The sequence below is a fragment of the Streptomyces sp. NPDC003027 genome (genome assembly GCF_053591435.1).
On sequence record NZ_JBSFTU010000016.1, the window covers coordinates 44,041 to 63,960 of the forward strand.

Below are 19,920 nucleotides of genomic sequence, written 5' to 3' on the forward strand. Positions count from 1 at the left end.
ACGCCGGTTCAGCCCCTCCTCGGCGGGAGGCAGTCGTCCGTCGGGGCACGGCCTTCCGGCCAGGCGATCTGGACGAACTTCTGGGTGCCGTCCGGGGCCAGTTCCACGATCGGGATGGCCTTGTTGAACGGGTTGCCGAAGTTGTCCAGGCAGATCCAGCCGCTCGCGCCCTCGACCCGGAGCGAGCCCTTCACCTGCGGCCATTGTGTGGCCACGTCCGCCAGTTCCGGGTACCGGCTGCCCTGCGGGGTCGCCTGCCGGATCGCGTGGACCGCCGTCGCCATCGCGTCGTACGCGACGATCGCCTGGCCGTCGGCGAGGGGCACCGGGGTCTTCGACGCCTGGGCGATGTCCGTCAGGAACGTCTCGAACGCCGCCGTCGAACCGCCCGTCGCCGGCACCGGCCGCCCGGGCGCCGGGCGCCAGGCGTCCGGATGGGCCAGGGCGGCGTAGCGCACGGTCAGCTTCGCCTTCAGCGCGGCCTTGTTCAGCTTGTCGTCGGCGCCCAGGTACGAGCCCTCGTCGCCGGTCAGGATCGTGAAGGCGCGCTCGGCGCACCCGCGTGCGCCCAGTGCGTTGATGAACTGCCGCAGCTGTGTGTGGCGGCCGGCGAAGAAGACCGTCTCCGCCCTGGTGTCGCAGATCAGATGGGTGATCTGGCGGAAGGTGTTGGCGGTCGTGCCCTCCTCCGTCGGGTCGGCGGGCGAGGTGAAGAGCTGCGGCTCGTAGGGAGCGCCTCTCAGCGAGGCCGTGAACGCGGACTTGAGCGTGTCCGTGTAGTGGTCGCCGGTCCGGGTGTCCTGGACGAGCAGCGCCTTGGCCGCCTCCACCCGGCCGAAGTGGGCGAGCGCCTTGGCCTCGTCGCCGTTGGTGGGGGAGACGCGTGCCAGGCCGGGGAAGCGGTTGTGGCCGGGGCCGTTGGCGATGTCGTCGGCGGTGATGGTGGTGCCGACGACGGCGATCCCGGCACCGGTCAGGGCCGCGACCGCCCGCCGTATCTCGGTCGAGCTCGTGGCGACGCCGGAGACCGCCCGCAGCCGGTCGGGGGCGGCCGTCATCTTCTTCAGCCGCTCGACGGTGGCCTGCCAATGGGCGTTCCCCTTGCCGGTGTTGGCGAGGACGAGCCGGATCTTCGGGGTCTCGTTGTTGGAGGCGTGGTTGGCGCGGTACTGGCGGGCGAAGGCGCCCTGCACCTCGTGCAGGACCTTGACCCGCATTCCGGCGTCGGTGGAGGTCAGCGGCAGCAGGAGGGCGACCGTCGCGTACTCGCCCGCCTTGAGCGTCGCGTTCTCCCGGCCCACGGCCCCTGCGATCCCGGTCAGGGACGGGACGCCGAAGTCGTACCCCGAGCCGTTGACTCCCACGCATTCGTCACTGCCCAGGGGGCGTTCGACGCCCGGGGCGCAGGAACGGTCCTCCGGGGTGGTCGCGCGGTCCACGGCGTACCCGATCAGGGTGCCGAGGACGGCCAGGGCCAGCACGGTCGTGATGATCTTCTGGCGGGTCGTGTAGAAGACGCGGTAGCGCAGCCGGTCGGCCATGGTCCTCAGGCTCCGTTCCCCTCGCCCGGCGGGAGCGAGAGCGCCCGCCAGGCGCGGATGTCTCTCGGCCAGTGGGTGGCCGCGTCCCACAGCGGTCTGTTGCCCGTGCGATGACGGCCGGAGAGCTGGCGCAGTTCGTGGGCCAGCTTCTCCGTCACGTCGCCGTCGGGCAGCGCGAGCGGATCGGTCAGCAGCCAGGCGGCGTGCAGCAACCGCCGTATCCCGAGATGGAGTTCGGTCTTCTCGTCGTCGAGTCCGGCGGGCAGCCGTTCGGGCGGCTCCTGGCCGAGGGCGACCGCGCGGCGCGGATCGGGCCCGGTGCGGTGCTGCTCGCGCGGGTACGGCGCCGAGGCGATGAACCTGAGCCGCCCGAGCCAGCCCACGACGTCCGCCTCGGGGAAGGTGAGCCGCAGATGGGTCACGGCGTCCTCGGTGCGGCCGAGCGCCAGCTCCTGGTGCAGCCGGTACGGGCCCGGCTCGGGGCCGTAGTGCCGGTGCAGCGTCTCGTGGACCGCCCGCCAGGCGGCGTACGCGGGGTGGTCGGCGTCCCCGAAGCGCAGCCGGTGCAGGAGCAGGGCGCGCAGCAGCGGGTCGGCGACGAAGTGCTCGGCGCTCTCGGGCCAGTCCTCGGAGCGCAGCATGTCGCGGACGAGCAGGGCCATGTCCCCGTCGAGGGACTCCCCGCGCAGCCGGGTCCGGGCGAGCAGCCGGGCCGACTCCTCGTCGTGGGCGGCGGCGAGGACGGCGAAGGGCCCGAGGGCGCGGCCCGGCAGCAGCTCGTCGAGGAGGGTGGGCGCGACCGGCACCGGAGCGGTGTCCTCGCGCAGCTCCACGGTCAGGTCGAGCAGGGCGCCCGGGGTCAGCGACGCTGCCAGGCGGGCCGGCGCCTCGCCCGCCGCCCTGCCCAGCAGGACCACCCCGAGGGGGCGGCCGCCGGTCAGCCGGTGGACGGCCCGGGCCAGCTCGGCGGGCGTGCGGCCGGCCGGGTCGAAGCGGTCGAAGGCGCTCTGGGTCTGGGCGGGGCTCAGCGGCGTCAGTTCGACGGCGAGGATGCCGGAGGTGATGTCCGTACCGCGCGGGCAGGGGGCGCGGTGGGCGGTCTCGGGGAGCCGGACCCGGGTCGCGTGCCGGATGCCCTCGTGGTCGCGGACACGGGAGGCGGCGATCACCACGACACGGTCGCGGTGGCCGTCGGCGCGGGCCCGCAGGATCGGTTCGACCAGGCGGCGGCCGAGCGGCTCGTGGGCGTTGTCGAGGAGGAGGACGGGTCGGCCGCGCCGGGTCCCCATCCGGGTGAGGCCGGTGTAGGCGCGGGTCAGGTCCTCGACGAGCGCGCCGACGAGGAAGTCCTCGGCCTCGCGCCGGCGCCGGCCGCCCTGCTCGAAGTCGACGGCCAGCTGCTGGAGCCCGGCCTTGCCGTGGCCTCCGGCGTTGCGGTAACTCCCGTACCAGCGCTCCGACTTCTGCTGGAAGCGGCCGAACACCTCCTCAAGGACCGTTTCGACGGTCGCCTCGGCGAGGAGTCCGGCCATCGGGGCGGTGGCCTCGGCGAAGTTGGCGGCGAGCTTGGCGAGGACCTTGGTGACCCAGGTGGTGGCGGCGCCCTTGGCCGCGTCGACGGTCGCCAGGACGGGGCCGAGCCGCTGCAGATCGCGCCGGGCGCGTTCGTCGTCCTCCTGCGACCAGCTGATGGACGCGACGGCGACAAGACCGAGCGAGAGCCGGGGGAACTGCACCGGCTTCGCCGCGTGCACCCTCGGCGCCAGCTGTACGGCGATCTCGGCGAGCGCTCCGGTGAGCGGGTTCCAGCCGGGGCCGTGGTCGGCGGGCCGGTCGATGTGCGCGCAGTCCAGGAGCGCGAGCGGAGTCGCCCCCTTGTAGGCGTTGCGCACCTGCTTGAGCAGCGCGGTCTTCCCCATGCCGCGACCGCCGGTGAAGACGGTGACCGGCGGATCGTCGCCATGCTCGTACGGGACGCGGTCGAAGGTCTCGGGCGCCAGCCCGGTCAACCGCGCGGCAAGCCCGGACGCGTGCAGGACCGCCTCGCGGCCGTACAGCTCTCTGTCCACCCCTGCCACCCCCGTCGCACGTCAATTCAAGGATATCGACGGGCTGTTGGGAAGACGTCCGGGTTTTCGAGTCTGGGATATCGGTGTCGGCGGCGGCCGGAACGCCGGCGCCGTCAGCCGTCGCCGATGTCCTCGTTCCACAGGGCCGGATGCTTTTCGACGAACTCCCGCAGGACGGCGGCGCACTCGGGGTCGTCGAGCACCAGCACCTCGACCCCGTGCTCCGCCAGCCAGTCGTGCCCGCCGTGGAAGGTCCGGGCCTCACCGACGACCACCCGCGAGATCCCGAACTGCCGCACGAGCCCGGAGCAGTACCAGCAGGGCGAGAGGGTCGTCACCATCGTCGTCCCCCGGTACGAACGCTGCCGCCCCGCCGCCCGGAACGCCTCCGTCTCCGCGTGCGCCGACGGGTCCCCGTCCTGCACCCGCCGGTTGCGCCCGCGCCCGAGCAGCGTCCCGTCGGCGGCGTAGAGCGCGGCGCCGATCGGGATCCCGCCTTCCGCCCGCCCGGCACGGGCCTCGTCGAGCGCGGTGGCGAGCCACCGGCGTGCCTGGTCCTGGTCCATGCGGGAGCTTTTCCCGCCGGGCCGGGGCCGTCACACCTGCTGGTGGCCGTCGTCCGTCGGCAGCGGATCGGCGACGAAGGTGCCTTTGCCGTGAACGGTCAGGATCAGGCCGCGTTCGCGCAGGACGCGGGCGGCGCGACGGACCGTCAGGTAGGCGACTCCGTACTCCTCGGCAAGGTCACGCTCGGCGGGCAGACGGGCGCCCGGGGCCAGCTCTCCGGCCGCGATGCGGGCGCTGATGTGATCGGCCACCGCGACGTAGACCAGTTGGGGGCCCTGCGGGTCGAACTCGGGGATCTGGCTGCGGTCGGTCACACGACCAACGTAAGCATCGAAGACCTGTGCGAACCATTAGTAAGCTATGCAGAGCTATACATGCCTTGTAGGCTCGTGTGACACGAAGACCCCGGCGAGGTGGCTAGACCTCCCGGGGCATGGCCACCAACTTCAAGGGAGTTGATGACGTGCGGAACCCTATCGCGCGCGCACTCGGCAGTGCGCTGATCCCCGTTCTCCTCGGGCTGCTGATGCTCGCCCTGCCCCCTACCGGCAGGCACCGCCCCCGCCCCGTCACCCACCGCCGCCCGGCCCCGCCCGTCCAGGCGCCGCGTCACCGCGCTCCCACCCGGCGCTCTCCCTACGCCCAGGAGCAGACGACACTCCTCGACGGCGCCCGGTCACCGTTGGAGCGCCCCTACGTGGCAGCCGCGCGAGCAGCGCAGCGCAGGCGTCGGCGGGCGTTGTGGCTGGCGACGGTCGGGGTGGACGTCGACCACCGGAACATCCATGCCACGGCCGCCCGATGAGTCGCTGTGGGGCGCGACGGCCCGTGATCGCCGTCGTGGAGGTCATGCGGCCGGTGTGTGCGGGCTCGGTCTGCGTGCTCGCCGTGGGGCATGACGGTCCGCACCGCGACCGGGCGGGGGACGCTTGGTGGGTGACGCCCGAGATCGCCGACGCGGTGAGCGTGTCCCTGCTGGTACGAGCCCTTACAGCCCCGCCCGAGCCGGAGTTCCGCTCACCGCGTTGCATCGTCGGCCGCCACGACCACTGCCGGGACCACGTGCCCCGTGACAGCGGGGTGGACGGCGTCCGTCATCTCGTCTGCGGGTGCCTGTGCCATCCGGCGCCCCCTCAATAGCGGCGCTGCGCCGCAGCGGCCTCGTTGTGTCAAGTGCGGTCGCGGTCATGCGGTGCTCTTTGAGCGTGTGCCCGGCATGCGGCCTACCCGCACGCCGTCGTGCGCCGGGCTCTTCGCGGGAGCCCGGTTTCGCCCCGGTCCGTCCGGTCGAGGAAGGGGATCGGGGCGGAACCCTGCGCGTGGGCGGTCGCGGTCGACGCCTACGCACAGGGAGTCAGTGGCCTGTGTGGCGGCGCGCCATGGCCGGTGATCGAGCCGCAGGCGCGGGTGGGAGAGTCGTGCTTCACACCACCGGTCCCGTGCCCGAGGGGTGGCTTCGGCACGCGCGCGGAAACCAGTGCGCGGTGTAGTCGAGTATCCGAAGCGGGCGCTCGCCCAGGTCCACCGCCGTTCCGGCGACCAAGGTGATGCCGCACCAGACGCAGTCCTGGCCGCGCTGCTGCCGCTGCGTCAGGGTCCCGATGCGGGGCAGCTTCACGGCTGCCGGCTCGTCCGTCTCAGGGGTCATGTGCAGCAACCTAGGCCGGGCAATAGCGGCTATGCGTGGTGATTGCGCCGGATTGCGCCAGAAGTCCCGTGGGCGTCGGTGAATTTCTCAGGCAGCCCCGAGAGCGGCGCGTACACGGCCGATGAGACGCTGCGCCTGTTCGCCGTACACGGCGGACTCCGCGAGCCACTCCCATGACCGTTCGTACAAGCTGATCGACGGCTCGTCCGCGAGCCACATCTCGGTGTTGATCGTCTCGACGATGACGAGGCGCCGGTCGTAGATCCAGAACCCGTGTGACGGAGCGCGCCGCAGCCGAGCGCCGAGGGGGATGATGCCGAGCTTCACGTTGTCGAGCCCGATCACGCCCATGAGGCGGTCGAGCTGGGCGACGTGGACGGGGACGGGAGATGTGCGTACGTGCAGCGCGGCTTCGTACATGAGGAAGTGGAAAGTCTTGTCCGGGTCGTAGAGCGCTTCCTGATGCCGTATGCGGGCTCGAACAGCGGCGTCGACGTCTCGCGGCGTCTGCCGGAACTCCGCGTTCTGCTCGAAGATGTACCGGGCGTACTCCGGGGTTTGGAGCAGGCCGGGCACGCGGACGACCTCGACGGCACGGATGAGGCCGGTCGCGGCGGTCTCGGCGATGCCCTGCTCCTGGCGGGCGCGGTGGCCGGCCGCAAGCTGGCGCCGCCATGAACGGTAGGTGGTCTCAAGACCGGCGGTGCGAGCCTTGAGTTCGGCGATGACCTCGGGCCGCCCTGCGGCGCGAGCCCACGCTTCCACATCGCCGACTGACGGGGTCTGCTTGCCTGTCTGGAGCCGTGACACCTTGGAGGCGGGCCAGCCGAGAAGCTGGGCGAACTCCTTTCCGCTCAGGCCGGTCTCGGCGCGCAGCTCGTGCAACCGCGCGCCGAGGGCTTCCCGTCCGGACTGGAAGTCGGTACTGCTCACGTCGAGGAACGTACCCGCTTCGTGTACTCGGCGGTGGGCACGGCGTGGTGCCATGCGGCGTCCCGTACCTGGCAGGCCACCGCGACCTCGGCCGGGTCCTCCGAGACGATGACGCCGAGGGTGGTGTCGTCTTCGTCGAAGACGAAGCGGACGAGCGTGCGCGAGTCGAAGAGCCAGAAGTCGTAGTTCGGGAGCCGCAGTCGTTCCGCCTCGGCGCGTGTGAGGTTGCGGATGTCCTCGCCGGCTGCGACGTTCCCGAGCCCGGAGGCGAGGAGGAATGCCTGCCCCTCGGTGAGCGGCTCGTCGACCAGGCGCACGCGCTCGAACCGCTTGCCGGCGGCCACTTGCTTCTGGACGTTCTCCCGCCAGTCGTTGAGGGGATCCGCTGTGATGTCGGCGCCGACCTTCCAACGGGCCCACTTCGGGCCGTTGCGGTCGCTGGCGTAGCCGCGGCGCGTTTCCAGGCGCCATGCGGTGTGCTCGAACTCGCTGAAGAGCTCGCTGATCTCGGAGAACGGAACCATCTCGCGGGCCTCGGCGCGCGGGGCGAAGCGGGTCAGCAGCTCGCGGGGGACGGTCACGAACGTCTCGGACTCCTTGACGTCGCGGAGTTCGGCGAGCTGGGCGGGGTCGGTGACGCGCTCGCCCTGCACGAGGATCTCGCCCGTGGACTCGACCTCGTACAGGGTGGGACAGGAGCCGTCATCACTGGTCGTGCCGAGGAACCTGAGCGGCATGTGTGAAGCCTCCCTGTCGGGTGATTGAGGCTCCAGGATGCGCGGCCGTGCGGCGGCACGAGTAAGAATTGCGCGGGATTGCGTCGAGCGGCTGCCCGAACACGACGAAGGCGCCCCCTCCGCCCCCGAAATCCGGAGGGAGGCAGCCCAGCTGCCAGGAAGCGGTACGCAGGTCGTCGGCGCCTGGTGGGTGACGCCCGAGATCGCCGACGCGGTGAGCGTGTCCCCGCTGGTACGAGCCCTTACAGCCCCACCCGAGCCGGAGTTCCGGTGACGGCGCTCCTCACGCCGCGGCGCCGGCCTTCGTCTCGTACTCGTAGGGGAAGAGGGCGAGCGGGGCCTCACCCTGGAAGAAGGTCTCGGCGCGGGCCATCGCCTGTTCGTCGGCTCGTACCCGGCCGGGGCGGGAGCCCGTTCCGGTCAGGACGCCGCCGAACCGCATCCGCAAGTAGGCCGCCGAATGGCTCAAGCTGGTGACCAGGCCGTTCGCGACGACGTGGTCGTCGTCCGCCATGGCCGTGACTCCCCACAGCGTGCCACCCGCCATGCGCTCCTTGAAGTCGGAGCCGGGCACGTTCAGCCAGCCCGACCAGTAGTCGAGGTAGCGCTTGGTCTGTGCGGAGAGGCTGTACCAGTAGAGGGGCGAGACGATGACGATGTCCGTGGCCTCCACCGTGGCCCGCCACAGCAACTCCTCGTTCTCCTCGGCCTGCCGCCCGGCACTCTCGTGCCGTCCGTCCTGGAAGTCGGGCAGGGGAAGCCGGTTCAGATCCACCCAGCGCTGCGGGATGTCGGCGGGCAGGTGCGCGGCGGCCGCGCGGGCCAGTGTCTCGGAGTTGCCGTCGGCGCGGGAGCTGCCGAGGACGAAGAGGAACGAGCGGTCCGTGCCAGGTGCGGCGTCGAGGGTCATGTCTCCTCCGGTGTCAGGGGTGCCCCGGTGCCAACTCCGCCTGATGGGGCGGTATTCCGGCCGCCCATCGGCTCCGCCGATCCCCCCATCGGCAGGACGCCCCACTGGCTCGTGGACCGGCCACCCCGCGCCTCCGTAGCGTCGCCGGCATGAGAAACGAGACGAACCGAACGCAGACCCGAGGGACCCTCGAACTGACCCTCGCCATGGTGCTGTCCGGCACCCTCGGCATCTTCGTCGTCGAGTCGGGGGCCTCGCCCTTCGAGGTGGTGTTCTTCCGGTGCCTCTTCGGGGCCGCCGCCCTCGGCGCGTACAGCCTGGCCCGCGGCTACTTCGCCGGGCACGGGCTCACGCCGAAGAAGCTCGGACTGGCCGCCCTCGGCGGCATGTTCATCGTCTTCAACTGGGTGTTCCTCTTCGAGGCGTACGAGGCGACCTCGATCTCCTTCGCCACCGTCGTCTACCACACCCAGCCGTTCTTCCTGGTGCTCTTCGGCGCCGTGCTGTTCCGGGAGCGGATCACCGCCGCCAGGTTCGGCTGGCTTGCCGTCGCCTTCGTCGGGCTCGTCCTCGTCTCCGGGATACGGCCCGGGGACACCGCCTCCCTCAAGGGCCTGGGGCTCGCGCTCGCCGCCGCCGTGCTCTACGCGCTGTCGACGATCGTCACCAAGCGGATCACCGGCGTACGGCCGCATCTGATCGCCCTCGTGCAGGTGCTGGTCGGCCTCCCGCTGCTGCTGCCCTTCGTGGACATGGGGTCCACGGCCGGCCTCGGTGCCGGATGGCTGTGGCTCGCCGGGCTCGGGCTCGTCCACACCGGGCTCATGTACGTGCTGATGTACGCGGCCTACCAGAAGCTGCCCACCGCCAAGATCGCCGTCCTCGCCTTCACCTACCCGGCGGTCGCCATGCTCGCCGACTGGGCGGTGTACGGGCACCACATCGGTCTCGTCCAGGCCCTCGGCGTCCCGCTGATCGTGCTCGCGAGCCTCAAGGTGACTCTCGCACGAGCCGCCGCGCCTGCTCCACGAACAGCCGCACGTGCGCCGGAAGCCGCTTCCCCCGTCGCCACGCGATCTGCGTGAAGAGGGTGAACGGCGGCTCCCAGTCCAGCGCCACCAGCGCCCCGGACGCCAGCTCCTCGGAGACGGTGACCCGGGGCAGCAGGGCGATCCCCAGACCGGCCGCCGCGCCCCGCTTGGTCGCCTCGATCGTGCCGAACTCCATGAACGGCGGCGCCCACTCCCGCAGCTCCCGCTCGAACAGGTCGCGGTACGGGCAGCCCGGCTCGGTCCCCACCAGCTGGGCCTCCGCCAGGTCGGCGCCGGCCAGACCGGGCCGGCCGGCCAGCGGATGCCCGGGCGCGGCGACGAGCACCAGGGGTTCGGCGGCGAGGACCTCGCTCTCCAGGCCGGCGTGCTCGGTCTCCGGCTCCATCAGGAAACCGATGTCGTACGTTCCCTGGCGCAGCGCCTGCCGGGTCTCGTCGCCGAGCGTGGGCCGCAGCGTCAGCCGCACCTCGGGGTAGCGGTGGTGGAACAGCTCCAGGAGCGGCGGCAGCCGGTAGGAGGTGAGCGACTCCATCGTGCCGACGGCGATCGTCCCCGCCGGCTCCTCGGTGGCCACGACCGCGGCCCGCGCCTCGTCGGAGAGTTCGATGATCCGGCGGGCGTACGGCAGCAGCCGCTCGCCGGCCTCGGTGAGCCGGATGCGGCTGCCCAGCCGTTCGAACAGCTCCACGCCGAGCGAGGACTCCAGGGAGCGGACTTGGCCGGTCACGCTGGACTGGGCGTACCTCAGCTCGGCGGCGGCGCGGGTGAAGGAGAGGACGGTCGCGACCTTCTCGAAGGTGGCCAGGAGCCTGAGCTCCATCACTGGTCCTTGTCGTCGTCGCCCTGCTCGCGCTTCTTCAGCTCCTCCTCGCGGCGGCGCAGGTCCGCCTCCCAGTCCTTGAGGAGAGCCTCGTCCTTCGCCCGCTTCTCATCAGGCACAGCCTCGTCCTTGAGGGACTCGAGGAAGTCGGGGTTGTCGTCGGGGGCGACCCACTCGCTGCGGTGGTTGCGGTGCCATGCCGAGGGCGTACGGCCGCCGGCTCCGGCGTTCGTACGGCGCATCTTGCCGACGGCGAACCAGACGACCGACCCCGCCACGGGGAACAGCAGGATGAGGAAGACCCAGACCACCTTCGGCAGATACCTGGCCTCGTCGTCGGGGGTGGTGACGCAGTCGATGCAGGCGTAGATCGCCAGCGCCAACGGCAGGATGAACATCAGCGCCCTGAGCATGTGGGACAGCCCCCTGGAAGCGGTGGCGGGACCCGATTCGACGGCCCCGGTGACAGGCCCAGCCTATCGGGTGGCGGATACTGGCCCCTATGGCTTACGACGATCTCCGCTCGCTGCTCAGGGCCCTGGAGCGCGAAGGCGACCTCAAGCGCATCAAGGCCGAAGTCGATCCGTACCTGGAGGTCGGGGAGATCGTCGACCGGGTGAACAAGGCGGGAGGCCCGGCGCTCCTCTTCGAGAACGTCAAGGGCTCCGCCATGCCGCTCGCGATGAACGTCTTCGGGACGGACCGCCGGCTGCTGAAGGCGCTGGGCCTGAAGTCGTACGGCGAGATCAGCGAGAAGATCGGCGGCCTGCTCAAGCCGGAGCTGCCGCACGGCTTCGTCGGGGTCCGGGAGGCCTTCGGCAAGCTGGGCTCGATGGTGCACGTGCCGCCGAAGAAGGTGAAGTCCGCCGACGCGCCGGTGCAGGAGGTCGTGCTCACCGGCGACGACGTCGACCTGGACGCGCTTCCGGCGCTGTTCACCTGGCCCAAGGACGGCGGGTCCTTCTTCAACCTCGGTCTGACGCACACCAAGCACCCCGAGACGGGCATCCGGAACCTCGGGCTCTACCGGCTCCAGCGCCACGACAAGCGCACCATCGGCATGCACTGGCAGATCCACAAGGACAGCCGCAACCACTACGCGGTGGCCGCGGCGCGCGGCGAGCGGCTGCCGGTCGCGATCGCCTTCGGCTGCCCGCCGGCGGTGACGTACGCGTCGACGGCGCCGCTGCCCGGTGACATCGACGAGTACCTCTTCGCCGGCTTCGTGCAGGGCAAGCGGATCGAGATGGTCGACTGCAAGACGGTGCCGCTCCAGGTGCCGGCGAACGCGGAGGTCGTCGTCGAGGGCTGGCTGGAGCCGGGCGAGATGCTGCCGGAGGGGCCCTTCGGCGACCACACGGGCTTCTACACGCCGCAGGAGCCGTTCCCGGCGCTGCGGATCGACTGCGTGACGATGCGGAAGCGTCCGCTGCTGCAGTCGATCGTGGTGGGGCGGCCGCCGACGGAGGACGGGCCGCTGGGGCGGGCGACGGAGCGTTTCTTCCTGCCCCTGCTGAAGATCATCGTGCCGGACATCGTGGACTACCACCTGCCGGAGTCGGGCGGCTTCCACAACTGCGCGATCGTCTCGATCGACAAGAAGTACCCGAAGCACGCGCAGAAGGTCATGCACGCCATCTGGGGCGCGCACATGATGTCGCTGACGAAGCTGATCATCGTCGTGGACAAGGACTGCGACGTGCACGATCTGCACGAGGTGTCCTGGCGGGCGCTCGGCAACACGGACTACGCCCGCGACCTCACCGTCGTCGAGGGACCGGTCGACCACCTGGACCACGCCTCGTACCAGCAGTTCTGGGGCGGCAAGGCGGGCATCGACGCCACGAAGAAGCTGCCCGAGGAGGGCTACACCCGGGACGGCGGCTGGCCGGACATGGTCGAGTCCGACCCGGCGACGGCCGCGCTCGTGGACCGCCGGTGGAAGGAGTACGGCCTGTGACCGGCGCCGCTGCCGCCGCCCCCGCACCCGGGCGGACGAAGGCCTTCCTCCGCCTGGTGATGATCGAGCACTCGGTCTTCGCGCTGCCGTTCGCGTACATCGCCTCGCTGACCGCGATGTTCCAGCGGGACCGGAGCGTCGACTGGGTCACGCTGCTGCTCGTCACCGTCTGCATGGTGGGGCTGCGGACCTTCGCGATGGCCTGCAACCGGATCATCGACCGCGAGATCGACGCCCGCAACCCGCGGACGGCGGGGCGCGAGCTGGTGACGGGGGCCGTGTCCGTGCGGTCGGCGTGGACCGGGGCGGGGATAGCGGTCGTCGTCTTCCTCGGCGCGGCCGCGCTGCTGAACCCGCTGTGCCTGGCGCTCGCGCCGCTCGCGGTGGTCCCGATGGTGATCTATCCGTACGGGAAGCGGTTCACGAACTTCCCGCACGCGATCCTGGGCGTCGCGCAGGCCATGGGGCCGATCGGGGCCTGGATCGCGGTGACCGGGGAGTGGTCCTGGCACGCCGTGATCCTGGGGCTGGCCGTCGGGGTGTGGATCGGCGGCTTCGACCTGATCTTCGCCTGCCAGGACGTCCAGGCGGACCGCGCCCACGGCGTGAAGTCCGTCCCGGCGCGCTTCGGCATCCCGGCGGCGCTGTGGGGGGCGCGCGGGTCGGCGGTCGTGACGACGGGGCTGCTCGTCTGGTACGCGCTGGCGACGCAGGCGGGGCTCTTCTTCTGGGTGGGGCTGGTGATCGTGGTGGTCGCGTTCTGCTACGAGCACACGATCGTCAAGCCGCACGACCTGTCCCGGCTGAACCGGGCGTTCTTCACGACGAACGGCTTCATCGGGATCTCGCTCTTCGTCTGCGCCCTGCTCGACCTGCTGGTGCGCGGTCTGACGGTCTGACGGCCCGCCTCACGGGGTGAGGGCCGGGCGTCGGCCCGCGGGCCGGAAGAGGAAGGCCGCGCCCACGCCGGCCACCAGACCGACGAGGTGGGCCTGCCAGCTGACCGCGCTGTCGGTGGGGAGGGCGCCGAGCAGCATGGTGCCGCCCCAGATCGCGGCGATCGTCACGCCCACGGCGATGCCGAGGAGCTTGCGCTCCACGAAGCCCCGGATCACCAGATAGCCGAAGAGGCCGAAGACGAGGCCCGAGGCGCCCGCGGTGATGGAGTTCGTCGGGGAGAGCAGCCAGACGCCCAGGCCGTCGGCGACGACGATCAGGGCGCAGACGGCGAGGAAGCGGCGGATGCCGCCGAGGGCGGCGACGAAGCCGAAGATCAGCAGCGGCACGCTGTTGGAGGCGACGTGGTCGAAGCCGAAGTGCAGGAACGGGGCGGTGATGATCCCGCCGAGGCCGTCCGGGTCGCGGGCGACGATGCCGTACGCGTCGAGGGCGTGGCCGGTGGCGTGGTCGACGGCCTCGAGCACCCAGAGGGCGGCCACCCAGACGAGCATCATCTTGGCGGCGGCCTTGCCCCGGTCGGCCGAGGTCCAGACGCGGGTGTGCGGTTCGGTCATCGCGACCCCCCTGCGGTCGTGCGCTTCCCCCCGGAAACGTCCGGGACACCTTACTCAGTTCCGCGGGGAGCGGGCCGGATAGGCTCGTCGGTGTGGAGCCGGTAGAGGAACAGCAGCGTCGTCCCTGGGTGGTCGGGGTGTCCGGGGCGTCGGGGACCCCGTACGCCGCCGCCGTGCTGAGGGGCCTGCTCGCAGCGGGGGAGAGCGTCGATCTGGTCGTGTCGCGTGCGTCGCGGCTGACGCTGCTCGACGAGACCGGGATCGCCTTCCGGGACGCGCACTGGCGCGAGGACCTGGCGACCTGGCTGGCGCGCGGCGCCGACGGGAATCCCGACACGTTCGCGCCGGACGTGAGCGGCGTGCGGTACTGGGCGGCCGGGGACCTGGCCGCCGGGCCGTCCTCGGGGTCGTACCCGGCGAAGGGGATGCTGATCGTGCCCGCGTCGACCGCCTCGGTGGCGGGGGTGGCGCTGGGGCTTTCGAAGGACCTGCTGCAACGGGCGGCGAGCGTGACGCTCAAGGAGCGGCGGCCGCTGGTGGTCGCGGTGCGGGAGACCCCGCTGAACGGGCAGACGCTCAAGGCCCTGGTGGCGCTGGACGAGGCGGGCGCCGTGGTGCTGCCCGCCTCTCCGGCGTTCTACGCGGGGGCGACGCACATCCAGGACCTGGTGGACTTCGTCGCCGGGCGCGTGCTCGACGCGGCGGGTGTGCCGCACGGGCTGTACCGCCGCTGGGAGGGAGAGCTCGGAGGAGGTTCGGGCTCTCGGGGCGATTAGCGCTTCCTCGCCGCGCGCTTCTCGGCGCGGCGCTTCGGCTGGGCCGGCTGGTGGGCACGCGAGCGGTTGGCCGTCTTCCGCAGCTCGCGCATACGGGCGTGGGCCATCTCGATCGTGTGCACGGTGACACCACTCCGGAAAGATCGTCTTTGATCTGCTGAAAGATTCACAGGGTGTCGCCCCCTGTGTACCTTAGATTTTATACCTAAACTCGCGGTATCGCTGGACAATGGAAGGCTTCATACCTATGGACGCCGTGGACAGGCAGCTCATCCAGGCTCTGCGCGAGAACGGCAGGGCTTCGTACGCCGAACTCGGCCGGCTCGTCGGACTCTCCGGCCCCTCCGTCACCGACCGCATCAACCGTCTTGAGGCGGCCGGCGTGATCACCGGCTACCGCGCCACCGTCGACGCCGCCTCGCTCGGCCTCGGCGTCACCGCCCTCATCGGCATCTCGCTGTCCGACGCGGCCGACCACGAGGACGTGGCCCGCCGGCTGAAGGACCTGGCCGAGATCGAGGACTGCTGGTTCATCGCGGGCGACGACTCGTTCATGCTCAAGGTGCGCGCGAACGACGTCGACGGCCTGGAGAAGACGATCCGCCGGCTCTCCGGCACCAAGGGCGTCTCCCGGACCCGCACCACGATCGTGCTCTCCACCAAGTGGGAGAACCGGGTCGGGGATCTGCCGGAAGAGGGCTGAGGGTAGCGTGGGTGGGGCCTGATTTCGGAGATATGGGAGGCGGCCGTAAATGGACGCGGGACTCAAGCGCGAGCTGGAGCAGAAGGTGCTCGCCGGTGAGCGGCTGAGCCGTGAGGACGGCATCGCCCTCTACGACTCCGACGACCTGGCCTGGCTCGGCGGCCTCGCCCACGAGGTCCGGACCCGCAAGAACGGTGACGTCGTCCACTTCAACGTCAACCGTCACCTCAACATGACCAACGTGTGCACCGCCTCCTGCGCGTACTGCTCGTTCCAGCGCAAGCCGGGCGAGAAGGACGCGTACACGATGCGCATCGAGGAGGCCGTCCGCCTCGCCAAGGCGATGGAGGGCGAGAACCTCACCGAGCTGCACATCGTCAACGGGCTTCACCCCAATCTGCCGTGGCGCTACTACCCGCGCTCCCTCTCCGAGCTGAAGAAGGCGCTGCCGAACGTCTCGCTGAAGGCGTTCACGGCCACCGAGATCCACCACTTCGAGACGATCTCGGGCATGTCCGCCTCCGACATCCTCGACGAGCTGATCGAGGCCGGTCTGGAGTCCCTGACCGGCGGCGGCGCGGAGATCTTCGACTGGGAGGTCCGCCAGCACATCGTGGACCACCGGACGCACTGGGAGGACTGGTCCCGCATCCACCGCCTGGCGCACGAGAAGGGGCTCAAGACCCCCTCGACGATGCTGTACGGGCACATCGAGGAGCCCCGGCACCGCGTGGACCACGTGCTGCGGCTGCGTGAGCTCCAGGACGAGACCGGCGGCTTCCAGGTCTTCATCCCGCTGCGCTACCAGCACGACTTCGTGGACATGCGGGACGGCAAGATCCGCAACAAGCTCCAGGCGCGCACGACCATGGCGACCGGCGCCGAGGCCCTGAAGACCTTCGCGGTCTCGCGCCTCCTCTTCGACAACGTGCCGCACGTCAAGGTCTTCTGGGTCATGCACGGCGTCCAGACCGCGCAGCTCGCGCTCCAGCACGGCGCGGACGACATGGACGGCTCGGTCGTCGAGTACAAGATCACGCACGATGCCGACAACTACGGCACGCCGAACAAGCTCACCCGCGACGACCTGCTGGAGCTGATCCGGGACGCGGGCTTCCGGCCGGTGGAGCGCAACACGCGGTACGAGATCATCCGCGAGTACCCGGGCCCGGACGCCGGACGCCGGGAGTCGCCGCAGCCCATGCGGGTCTGACGCCTGCCGTGTGTGCCGAGACGGCCGCGGTGCGCTGCTGCGCACCGCGGCCGTCCGGCGTTCGGACACCTCTTGAGCCACGATGGCGGTAATGGCTACTCTTCCCCAATGACCCTTACCTTTGTCCTGGATCCCCCGGTCAGCCCCGCCTTGCGAGACGGCGTCCTGCGCCTCTGGGCGGATGTCTCGAACGCCGGCGGCGCCGTCGGCTTCGTCCCGCCCGTGACCGCCGACGAGATCCGGCCCGAACTGGTCAAGCACCTCGTCGCCATGGCCGAGGGGCGGATGCGGCTGATCGTCGGCCATGAGGAGGACGGCACCGTCGCCGCCACCGCCTTCGTCGCGTACAACACGCACCGGCTGATGAAGCACTGGGTCTGGCTCTACACCGTCATGGTCCACCCCTCCCACCAGGGCAAGGGGTACGGCCGCGACCTGATGGCCGCGACCGAGCGCGAGGTCCGCGGCTTCGGCGGGATCGACGCGATCCGGCTCACCTGCCGGGGCGGCACGGGCGTCGACCGCTTCTACGCCTCCTGCGGCTACAAGGAGGTCGGCCGCGTTCCGGGTGCGATCCGGGTGGCGGACGGGGACGACCGGGACGACATCGTGATGCTGCTCCCGCTGAATTGATCCCTTCAGGGACATGCTTCACTGGTCGGGCAAACCAGTGGAGCAGAGAAAGGGGCCGTCGTGTCCGAGAACGGGACGGGCGCAGCCACCCTCCGGTACACCCTCATGCGCCTCGGCGTCTTCGCCGGGTGCTTCTTCGTCCTGTGGGGTCTGGTCTACGTCGGCGTGCTGCCCCGTGGCCTGGGCGACTCCAACCTGCTGTGGGTGCTGGTTCTCTCCGTCGTGATCTCCGCGCCGCTCAGCTTCGTGCTGCTGCGCAAGCAGCGGGACGCGATGGCGGAGCGGATCGCGGCCAAGGTCGACCACGCGAAGGGTCGCCTGGAGGCGAACCGGTCCCAGGAGGACGCCGCGTAGTCGCGGGGCCGACGTAAGTTTGCTCACAGTAGGACATACCCGACCACCCCGGACGGGAGCTTCGAAGGCTCCTGACCGGGGTGTTCTGCGTTTCGCAGGCGGGAAGGCGCTCCCTCGCCTCAAAGAAGGGCTTTGAGGTTCTCAAAGTTCAAGTGTTAACGTGTTCGGCGTGAAGACGGCAGTGCGACTCCCCGACGCCATGAGCAGCCCGCTCGTGGCGCGCCTGCATGTCGATCTGTGCCGCTGTATGTCCGCGGTCTGTTGCCGCGAGCTCTGACCCCGGCATCATGCAGCGGCACGCCTGAGCGCGTGTGCCGCACCCCCCGTCCCCGTATTTCCCGATACGCACCTGTGGAGTGTGTCTGTGTCCGCGTCCGCGTCCGCGCCCGTGACGAAGTCCCCGTCCCGTATACCCAAGGTCCCCTTCTGGGCCCAGATCGTCGCCGGTCTCGTCCTCGGCGTCCTGCTCGGCTGGCTCGCCCGCAGCCAGGACGTCAGCTGGCTCAAGGAGACCCTCGGCCAGGTCGGCGACATCTTCGTCCAGCTTCTGAAGCTGGCCGTCGCCCCGCTCGTCTTCTTCGCGATCCTGGTGTCGATCACCAACCTGCGCAAGGTCAACAACGCCGCCCGGCTGGCCGCCCAGACGCTCGTCTGGTTCATGATCACGTCGCTGATCGCGGTCGGCATCGGCCTCGCGATCGGGCTGCTCACCAACCCCGGCGCCGGCACCGGCCTCACCCCGCAGGACGGCAAGCTGCCGAAGCGCGAGGGCACCTGGATCGACTTCCTGACCGGGATCATCCCCAGCGACGTCATCACGCCCTTCACAGAGCTGAACGTCCTGCAGATCGTCTTCATGGCCGCCGTCGCCGGTGTCGCCGCGCTGAAGCTCGGCGACCGGGCCCAGCCGATCCTCACCTTCGCCGAGTCCGTCCTGGAGCTGCTGCAGAAGGCCCTGTGGTGGGTCATCCGCCTCGCCCCGATCGGCACCGTCGGCCTCATCGGCTTCGCCATCGCCGACTACGGCTGGGAGCTGATCGGCAAGTACGCGACCTTCACCGCCGACGTCTACATCGGCTCCGCGCTGGTGATGTTCGGCGTCTACCCGCTGCTGCTCGCGACCGTCGCCAAGGTCAACCCGCTCCAGTTCTTCAAGGGCGCCTGGCCAGCTATCCAGCTGGCCTTCGTCTCCCGCTCCTCGGTCGGCACCATGCCGGTCACCCAGAAGGTCACCGAGCGCCTCGGCGTCCCGAAGGAGTACGCCTCCTTCGCCGTCCCGTTCGGCGCCACCACCAAGATGGACGGCTGCGCCGCGATCTACCCGGCGCTCGCCGCGATCTTCATCGCGCAGATCTTCGACGTCCAGCTGGGCATCCAGGACTACCTCCTGATCGCCTTCGTCTCGGTCGTCGGCTCCGCGGCCACCGCGGGTCTGACCGGCGCGACGGTCATGCTGACGCTGACCCTCTCCACCCTGGGCCTCCCGCTGGAGGGCGTGGGTCTGCTGATGGCGATCGACCCGATCCTCGACATGATGCGGACCGCCACCAACGTGGCCGGCCAGGCGCTGGTCCCGGTCGTCGTCGCCGCCCGCGAGAAGATCCTGGACGTCGAGAAGTACAACTCGGCCTCCTCCTCCCCGGTGGACGAGCGCGAGCCGCTGGCCGTCGCGGCCTGACTCACGCCCGACTCCCGTCCGGTTCCCCCGCGTTCCGGCCCCACGTGCCCTCTGCCCCCGTCCGGGCAGGGGGCACGTAGGCTTGGGGCGAGAGGCCGCGAGTGCGGGGCGGGGCCGAGTGCGGGGGCGGGGCGGAAGGATGTCCGGCGTGGGTGCCACGAAGGCGAAGCGTCTGCCACGTGCGGTGCGGGAGCGGCAGATGATGGACGCCGCCGTGCGCACGTTCGGGCAACGCGGCTACCAGGCCGCGTCCATGGACGAGATCGCCGAACTCGCGGGCGTCTCCAAGCCGCTGGTCTATCTCTATCTCAACTCCAAGGAAGACCTCTTCACCGCCTGCATCCGGCGGGAGGCGCAGGCGCTGCTCGCCGCCGTGTCCGCCGCCGTCGACCCCCGGCTGCCGGCCGACGAGCAGCTGTGGGCCGGCCTGCTGGCCTTCTTCACGCACACGGCGGAGCACCCCGACGGCTGGGCGGTGCTGAGCCGGCAGGCGCGCACGCAGGGCGAGCCGTTCGCCGGCGAGGCGGCGCAGATGCGGGACGAGATCGTGGCCTACGTGGGAACGCTGATCGGGGCCACGGCGAAGAAGACGCACCGCGCCACGCACCGTGACCCCGAGACGGCCGGGCGGGACGTGGCCGCCCTGTCCCGGGCCCTGGTGGGGGCGGCGGAGTCGCTGGCCGACTGGGCCAACGAGACGCCGGGTACGGGGCCTTGGGAGGCGGCGGCGACGCTGATGAACTTCTGCTGGGCGGGCCTGGGCAACCTCATGAACAACGAACGCTGGTCGCCTCGTTGACCTCAGGGCCGTT

At 70.7% G+C, this 19,920-nt stretch carries 23 protein-coding genes; 11 read left to right on the forward strand and 12 right to left on the reverse strand.

Going from position 1 to position 19,920, the window contains the following annotated elements; genetic code table 11:
* Positions 1 to 8: 8 nt before the first annotated feature.
* From ACWDX6_RS14185 to ACWDX6_RS14200, 4 genes are all read right to left on the reverse strand, one after another.
* Complete coding sequence (locus ACWDX6_RS14185; RefSeq protein WP_451485212.1) at positions 9 to 1,541, reverse strand: hypothetical protein; 1,533 nt, start codon at positions 1,539 to 1,541, stop codon at positions 9 to 11.
* A gap of 5 nt (positions 1,542 to 1,546) precedes the next feature.
* Positions 1,547 to 3,610, reverse strand: a complete 2,064-nt coding sequence (locus ACWDX6_RS14190) for a hypothetical protein (RefSeq protein ID WP_451485213.1) — start codon at positions 3,608 to 3,610, stop codon at positions 1,547 to 1,549.
* 113 nt (positions 3,611 to 3,723) lie between these two features.
* Positions 3,724 to 4,176, reverse strand: a complete 453-nt coding sequence (locus tag ACWDX6_RS14195; RefSeq protein WP_451485214.1) for a nucleoside deaminase — start codon at positions 4,174 to 4,176, stop codon at positions 3,724 to 3,726.
* Between the two features lie 30 nt (positions 4,177 to 4,206).
* On the reverse strand, positions 4,207 to 4,491 hold the full coding sequence (locus ACWDX6_RS14200; protein ID WP_451485215.1) for a GntR family transcriptional regulator: 285 nt from the start codon (positions 4,489 to 4,491) through the stop codon (positions 4,207 to 4,209).
* A 149-nt stretch (positions 4,492 to 4,640) separates the two neighbouring features.
* On the opposite strand from ACWDX6_RS14200, the gene ACWDX6_RS14205 reads away from it, so the two are divergent.
* A complete protein-coding gene (locus tag ACWDX6_RS14205; protein ID WP_451485216.1) occupies positions 4,641 to 4,982 on the forward strand; it encodes a hypothetical protein in 342 nt (113 codons plus the stop codon).
* Positions 4,983 to 5,600: 618 nt separating this feature from the next.
* Here ACWDX6_RS14205 and ACWDX6_RS14210 read toward each other — a convergent pair.
* The 4 genes from ACWDX6_RS14210 to ACWDX6_RS14225 all read right to left on the reverse strand — a co-directional run bounded on the left by ACWDX6_RS14210 (position 5,601) and on the right by ACWDX6_RS14225 (position 8,405).
* On the reverse strand, positions 5,601 to 5,825 hold the full coding sequence (locus tag ACWDX6_RS14210) for a hypothetical protein (RefSeq protein WP_451485217.1): 225 nt from the start codon (positions 5,823 to 5,825) through the stop codon (positions 5,601 to 5,603).
* Between the two features lie 87 nt (positions 5,826 to 5,912).
* The gene (locus tag ACWDX6_RS14215) at positions 5,913 to 6,758 is read right to left on the reverse strand and encodes a helix-turn-helix domain-containing protein (RefSeq protein WP_451485218.1); all 846 of its coding nucleotides are present in this window, start codon (positions 6,756 to 6,758) and stop codon (positions 5,913 to 5,915) included.
* On the reverse strand, positions 6,755 to 7,495 hold the full coding sequence (locus ACWDX6_RS14220) for a DUF6879 family protein (RefSeq protein ID WP_451485219.1): 741 nt from the start codon (positions 7,493 to 7,495) through the stop codon (positions 6,755 to 6,757). Before ACWDX6_RS14220 ends, ACWDX6_RS14215 begins: the two co-directional genes overlap by 4 nt.
* 283 nt (positions 7,496 to 7,778) lie before the next feature.
* Positions 7,779 to 8,405: an NAD(P)H-dependent oxidoreductase gene (locus tag ACWDX6_RS14225; RefSeq protein WP_451485220.1), complete on the reverse strand. Its 627-nt coding sequence runs from the start codon at positions 8,403 to 8,405 to the stop codon at positions 7,779 to 7,781.
* A gap of 149 nt (positions 8,406 to 8,554) precedes the next feature.
* On the opposite strand from ACWDX6_RS14225, the gene ACWDX6_RS14230 reads away from it, so the two are divergent.
* Complete coding sequence (locus ACWDX6_RS14230) at positions 8,555 to 9,490, forward strand: DMT family transporter (protein ID WP_451485221.1); 936 nt, start codon at positions 8,555 to 8,557, stop codon at positions 9,488 to 9,490.
* On the opposite strand, the gene ACWDX6_RS14235 is transcribed toward ACWDX6_RS14230, so the two are convergent.
* Together ACWDX6_RS14235 and ACWDX6_RS14240 are read right to left on the reverse strand one after the other, a co-directional pair.
* Positions 9,396 to 10,277: a LysR family transcriptional regulator gene (locus ACWDX6_RS14235; RefSeq protein WP_451485222.1), complete on the reverse strand. Its 882-nt coding sequence runs from the start codon at positions 10,275 to 10,277 to the stop codon at positions 9,396 to 9,398. The two genes, ACWDX6_RS14230 and ACWDX6_RS14235, sit on opposite strands and share 95 nt — an antisense overlap.
* Entirely contained in the window at positions 10,277 to 10,690 is a 414-nt protein-coding gene (locus ACWDX6_RS14240; protein ID WP_451485223.1) for a PLD nuclease N-terminal domain-containing protein, read from the reverse strand. The genes ACWDX6_RS14235 and ACWDX6_RS14240 overlap by 1 nt, the downstream gene beginning before the upstream one ends.
* A gap of 89 nt (positions 10,691 to 10,779) precedes the next feature.
* Between ACWDX6_RS14240 and ACWDX6_RS14245 the strand changes: the two genes are divergently transcribed.
* Both ACWDX6_RS14245 and mqnP read left to right on the forward strand, forming a co-directional pair.
* Complete coding sequence (locus ACWDX6_RS14245; protein WP_451485224.1) at positions 10,780 to 12,237, forward strand: menaquinone biosynthesis decarboxylase; 1,458 nt, start codon at positions 10,780 to 10,782, stop codon at positions 12,235 to 12,237.
* Entirely contained in the window at positions 12,234 to 13,136 is a 903-nt protein-coding gene (mqnP, locus tag ACWDX6_RS14250; RefSeq protein WP_451485225.1) for a menaquinone biosynthesis prenyltransferase MqnP, read from the forward strand. Before ACWDX6_RS14245 ends, mqnP begins: the two co-directional genes overlap by 4 nt.
* Before the next feature lie 9 nt (positions 13,137 to 13,145).
* Here the strand turns inward: mqnP and ACWDX6_RS14255 are convergent, their stop codons facing one another.
* The gene (locus ACWDX6_RS14255; protein WP_451485226.1) at positions 13,146 to 13,751 is read right to left on the reverse strand and encodes a rhomboid family intramembrane serine protease; all 606 of its coding nucleotides are present in this window, start codon (positions 13,749 to 13,751) and stop codon (positions 13,146 to 13,148) included.
* A gap of 92 nt (positions 13,752 to 13,843) precedes the next feature.
* On the opposite strand from ACWDX6_RS14255, the gene ACWDX6_RS14260 reads away from it, so the two are divergent.
* Entirely contained in the window at positions 13,844 to 14,527 is a 684-nt protein-coding gene (locus ACWDX6_RS14260) for a UbiX family flavin prenyltransferase (RefSeq protein WP_451485227.1), read from the forward strand.
* On the opposite strand, the gene ACWDX6_RS14265 is transcribed toward ACWDX6_RS14260, so the two are convergent.
* Positions 14,524 to 14,649, reverse strand: a complete 126-nt coding sequence (locus ACWDX6_RS14265) for a hypothetical protein (protein WP_451485290.1) — start codon at positions 14,647 to 14,649, stop codon at positions 14,524 to 14,526. The genes ACWDX6_RS14260 and ACWDX6_RS14265 overlap by 4 nt on opposite strands.
* A 125-nt stretch (positions 14,650 to 14,774) precedes the next feature.
* On the opposite strand from ACWDX6_RS14265, the gene ACWDX6_RS14270 reads away from it, so the two are divergent.
* The 6 genes from ACWDX6_RS14270 (at position 14,775) to ACWDX6_RS14295 (ending at position 19,907) form a co-directional block, all read left to right on the forward strand.
* Positions 14,775 to 15,230, forward strand: coding sequence for an Lrp/AsnC family transcriptional regulator (locus tag ACWDX6_RS14270; protein WP_031013392.1), 456 nt, complete (start codon positions 14,775 to 14,777; stop codon positions 15,228 to 15,230).
* 49 nt (positions 15,231 to 15,279) lie between these two features.
* Positions 15,280 to 16,443, forward strand: coding sequence for an aminofutalosine synthase MqnE (gene mqnE, locus ACWDX6_RS14275; protein ID WP_451485228.1), 1,164 nt, complete (start codon positions 15,280 to 15,282; stop codon positions 16,441 to 16,443).
* A gap of 108 nt (positions 16,444 to 16,551) precedes the next feature.
* Positions 16,552 to 17,076 carry an N-acetyltransferase family protein gene (locus ACWDX6_RS14280; protein WP_451485229.1) on the forward strand — a complete coding sequence of 175 codons (525 nt, stop codon included), beginning with the start codon at positions 16,552 to 16,554 and terminating at the stop codon, positions 17,074 to 17,076.
* 60 nt (positions 17,077 to 17,136) lie between these two features.
* Positions 17,137 to 17,430 carry a DUF4229 domain-containing protein gene (locus tag ACWDX6_RS14285; protein ID WP_451485230.1) on the forward strand — a complete coding sequence of 98 codons (294 nt, stop codon included), beginning with the start codon at positions 17,137 to 17,139 and terminating at the stop codon, positions 17,428 to 17,430.
* Between the two features lie 358 nt (positions 17,431 to 17,788).
* Positions 17,789 to 19,108 (forward strand): dicarboxylate/amino acid:cation symporter, encoded by a 1,320-nt coding sequence (locus tag ACWDX6_RS14290; RefSeq protein ID WP_451485231.1) that lies wholly within the window; start codon positions 17,789 to 17,791, stop codon positions 19,106 to 19,108.
* A 148-nt stretch (positions 19,109 to 19,256) separates the two neighbouring features.
* Positions 19,257 to 19,907, forward strand: a complete 651-nt coding sequence (locus ACWDX6_RS14295; protein ID WP_451485232.1) for a TetR/AcrR family transcriptional regulator — start codon at positions 19,257 to 19,259, stop codon at positions 19,905 to 19,907.
* Positions 19,908 to 19,920 lie beyond the last annotated feature (13 nt).